Raw genomic sequence first — 3,951 nt, 5'->3', positions numbered from 1 at the left:
CGTTTTGGAACGTTTTTGGAGCGTATACAAGTATTCTTGGACTTGCTCTACATCCAATTCGGTTGGGATTTTACCAAAGTGCAATGCTATTGCTGCAACATGTTGGGCATAATTTCTATAGGTACTGTCGCTCCTGCCTAAAATGGACATCGCTCGTTCAAATCGGTGAAGTAACTCTGCAAATTCAGGAACTTGAGCAACGGCTCGACTCAGAATTGTGTTGGATCCAACTAACTCATCTGCTTTTTTTTGTCATTGTAATTCATTTTTAATTAGTTTTACAAAGGACTAACATTTTCAGGTGACACGCTACCGAAGGTTTAGTTCAACATCGGTTTGGCAATATGGCGGGTTTAGTGCTAAATCGAAGATTTTGCTATTTTGAAGTTTAGTGATAATAGAAAGTTTCAGCTTCTTTATCCGCCACATCGCCAAGCCGAAAAACGTTGTACACAAGCTAAAAAACATCCTAAATAACATTGAAATGTCTTTTCTAAATCAAATTAATCATCCTGAAAAGTTAATAGAAACTAAAGTTAATTTCTTTGCTGACTATTTCAATTTTGTAGCTTCTCAAATTGAGAAAAGTGATTATTTAGATGTAGAAAATTATCTTTCTCTAATTGAAAAAATGATTTTTCAAATTGAGACTAATATTGAAAATTGTTCTAAATATATTGATAGTTACTTAAGTCATCCACTAATTCAAAAGGAAAATAAATATTTTAAAGATTTTAAAAACTACTCTCTGATTTCTAATTTATTTGAAGAATATAAAAATCAAGGGAAAGTACATTTAAAAATTAAATGGATAAATCAAAATCAAAACTTTAAATCGTCATTAATCAGATTTAGAACTGAACTTAAAAAAGTTATGTTTAAAAAATCATTAAAGGAAATTATTAGTTTTCTTAAATGTGTCCATAACATTTCTGAACATAAACTTGATTTAATTCATCATACAAATATCCTCGTAAGTGAGTTCTTATTAACAAATAGAGCAAAAGACGATATTATTGAAACTTTCACTAAAATAATTACTCAAGATATTAATAGCTTTCCTTTTCCTCAGTCATTTTTAAAGGAAAATAAAAACAACTTATTAGAGGCAAAAAATGAATATATTCAGAACAGAACATTTGACCAACAATTTGAAGGTATTTTACATTTGTTAAAAAAGTCTAGTAAAAGAGAATATTTCGTTTTTAGGATATACAATATTAAAGCTGAAAAAACATTCAGGTTTAAATATAACCAAGTAACATTTTATCATCCAGAACATACAAAATTAAAAATCTTAAAAAATCAGATTAATGAAAGTCCTTTCTCGAAAGATTTCTTCTTAAAGCAAGATATGATTTTAGCGTCAGTTAAAATCAATGCATCAAGCAAAAGAATTGCAGAACAAATAGCTATTAATACAATAAAAAGGGAACTAGAATTTATAGATTATAAATGTGGAGCAAATTCATTATTTGAAAATCACTCTTATATAGTAACTACAGATTTCAAAGATTTAAGTTCTAAATGGAGTCGACAAGAAAATAGTCACACGATTTCTGAATGGAATAAAAAATCACTTGAAAACAACCCGTTTCTATTATTAAAAAATGTGAATAGTGAATGTAAAGAACATTTTCTAAATTATGAATATCTATACATTAAGGCTCAAATTTCAAGAAACCCTGAAGATTATTGGCACTACTTCGAAACATTATTAAAAGCAAACTCAAATAATACAGTTAACGTAATAAATATTATAACTACAATCTTAATTTTGAGTTCACACCAAAACGAAAAAACATTAATAGAAAATTACATATTTAATTCGATTATTAATTCTTTTGCAAATCAACTAAACCTATCTCAAGAACAATATTTTAAAATTAGAAACTCTCAGAAACTCGATTTTCAATTTGTTAATAAAGAAATTAGTCATCCTTTTATAAAATACTTGTTAAAAAAGAGAAATATTAATCCGAATCAAAAATATTTGAAATCATATTATTCAAGAATTTTATGGGACTGTTATTCACAAAGAAATTCTGTTATGCATAATTATCAGCGAAATGAAAAAGGATTGATTTTAATTGATTCAAAATTACCTAATCTTACTTTAAGGTTTAGAGAAACATTAATTAATTCAATGCTAAAACATAAAGAGTCGAATTTCACTAAACTAATCGAAAAGTTAAACGAATAAAAGCCTGTGTACAACACCGTATAAACTTTATTGCTGGTTTTGGCTCACTTTCGAAATTCCTCCGGAATTTCGCTGTTCGTGTTTTATTTAGTAAATTCACTGCTTAATCAACGCAACAAAGCTTATACAACAACGTTAGCCGTAATTATCCAAAACCGACGTAAATAAAGAGAAAATTGAAAAAACACATACTTTTATTTTTTATATTATGTCTGATAATTTCTTCTTGCAAGAATAAAACAGTTATTGAAAATGAACTGGATTCACTTGGTGTAAAAACAGAAAACTACAACGAAATTGACACAACTTTTTATGAAAATAAAAAAATAAAATCTTTGCGTTTTTATAAAGCTAAAAAAGAATATATAGATATTAATTTTTATGAATCAGGAAAAAGAAAATCTATTGGAAACGTAAAAGACAATCAATGCCATAATGAGTATATTGATTGGTACGAAAACGGAAAACAAAAATGGATTCGTAATTATAATCTTGGAAACCAAATTGGGAAAAATACAAGTTGTTTTGAAAGCGGAAATCTAAAACAAGAATACGATAATGACACCAAAGAATCAACAGATTATTGGGAAAATGGAAAAGCTAAATTTAAGTTCATAGAAAAAGCATCACAAAGTTACCATTATTACAACGGGAATTTTTTTGAAAAATATCGCAATAAACTGAAAGACGAATATGACGTTGAATACTTTAATGAAAATGGGGGAATTGTATTTTCAGGACTTTATAAAAAGAATATTCTTTACAAAGACAACGTAAAATATAATGGAAAAATTATTTGTTATTTTAACAACGGAAAAATTTCACTTTCTCAAAATGTAGTTAATGGAATTCCAAACGGAAAATTTTTCAGCTCTTATGGAAACGGAAACTTAAAATATGAAAGCGAAGTCAAAAACGGAAAAGAAATTTATTATAAAGCATTTTACGAAAATGGAAAAACACATTTTATTCGTGATGGAATAAAAAATACATTTACAGAATGGGACGAAAACTGAAAACTGTTAAAATAACTACGGCTAACAGCTAAGGGTTCGTTGCGGCTGGAAGCCGAACAATAAACCCTGTGTGGAACAGCCTGTCCCGTTTTCTCGGGAGAACCGATTACATGCCGACCACAGGTATGGAGTTATCGTAAAGCGTTTTGAAGAATATTAAGAGGATTTGATTATCCTCTTTTTTTATGTAGTAAAATCTGAGTCATTTTTTAAAAGACGGAATAATTGTTCAGGAAATGGGTTATAATTAATTCAAAAATAAGTTTAAATAGAAGCTTGGAAGGTTTTTTAGACTAATTTACGTTAGCCAATAATTTCAGGCATTCCGCAAGATGTAAATGTGTTTTAGAAGTAGCTATCAAACTTTTAGAAGTAATAAACAGGTTTTATGAAGCCTTCATCAGACTGTCCGAAGATCATTTGTGGTCGACGGAAGATCATTTGTGGTCGACGTAAGATCATTTGTGGTTGACGGATGATCATTTGTGGCTGACGGAAGATCATTTGTGATTGACGGAAGATCATTTGTGGCTGACGGAAGATCATTTGTGGTCGACGGAAGGTCATTTGTGGTCGACGGAAGATCATTTGTGGTTGACGGAAGATCATTTGTGGTTTACGGAAGATGAATTGTGGTTAACGGAAGATCATTTGTGGTCGACGGAAGATCATTTGTGGTCAACGGAAGATCATTTGTGGTTGACGGAAGATCATTTGTGGTTGACGGAAGAT

The 3,951-nt window shown here is 29.5% G+C and carries 4 protein-coding genes; 3 read left to right on the top strand and 1 reads right to left on the bottom strand.

Going from position 1 to position 3,951, the window contains the following annotated elements:
* On the bottom strand, positions 1 to 213 hold a 213-nt coding region (locus H602_RS18985), incomplete at its 3' end, for a phage integrase N-terminal SAM-like domain-containing protein (protein ID WP_281170783.1).
* A 271-nt stretch (positions 214 to 484) separates the two neighbouring features.
* Here H602_RS18985 and H602_RS0115105 point away from each other — a divergent pair.
* From H602_RS0115105 to H602_RS20130, 3 genes are all read left to right on the top strand, one after another.
* Positions 485 to 2,203 (top strand): hypothetical protein, encoded by a 1,719-nt coding sequence (locus tag H602_RS0115105; protein ID WP_026978767.1) that lies wholly within the window; start codon positions 485 to 487, stop codon positions 2,201 to 2,203.
* Positions 2,204 to 2,379: 176 nt separating this feature from the next.
* Positions 2,380 to 3,219, top strand: a complete 840-nt coding sequence (locus H602_RS0115100) for a toxin-antitoxin system YwqK family antitoxin (protein ID WP_026978766.1) — start codon at positions 2,380 to 2,382, stop codon at positions 3,217 to 3,219.
* A gap of 510 nt (positions 3,220 to 3,729) precedes the next feature.
* Positions 3,730 to 3,951, top strand: a 222-nt coding sequence (locus tag H602_RS20130) for a hypothetical protein (RefSeq protein ID WP_026978765.1), incomplete at its 3' end; no start/stop codon positions are given.

Origin of the sequence: Flavobacterium tegetincola DSM 22377 (assembly GCF_000425485.1) — a bacterium.
Classification (GTDB): Bacteria; Bacteroidota; Bacteroidia; order Flavobacteriales; family Flavobacteriaceae; genus Flavobacterium; species Flavobacterium tegetincola.
Note: the sequence above shows the minus strand (reverse complement) of the source record. Positions and strands in the feature narration are given on the sequence as shown.

Excerpts from the sequence above, each read along its gene's own strand:
- H602_RS0115105 (WP_026978767.1), top strand. The coding sequence starts at position 485 with ATGTCTTTTCTAAATCAAATTAATCATCCTGAAAAGTTAATAGAAACT.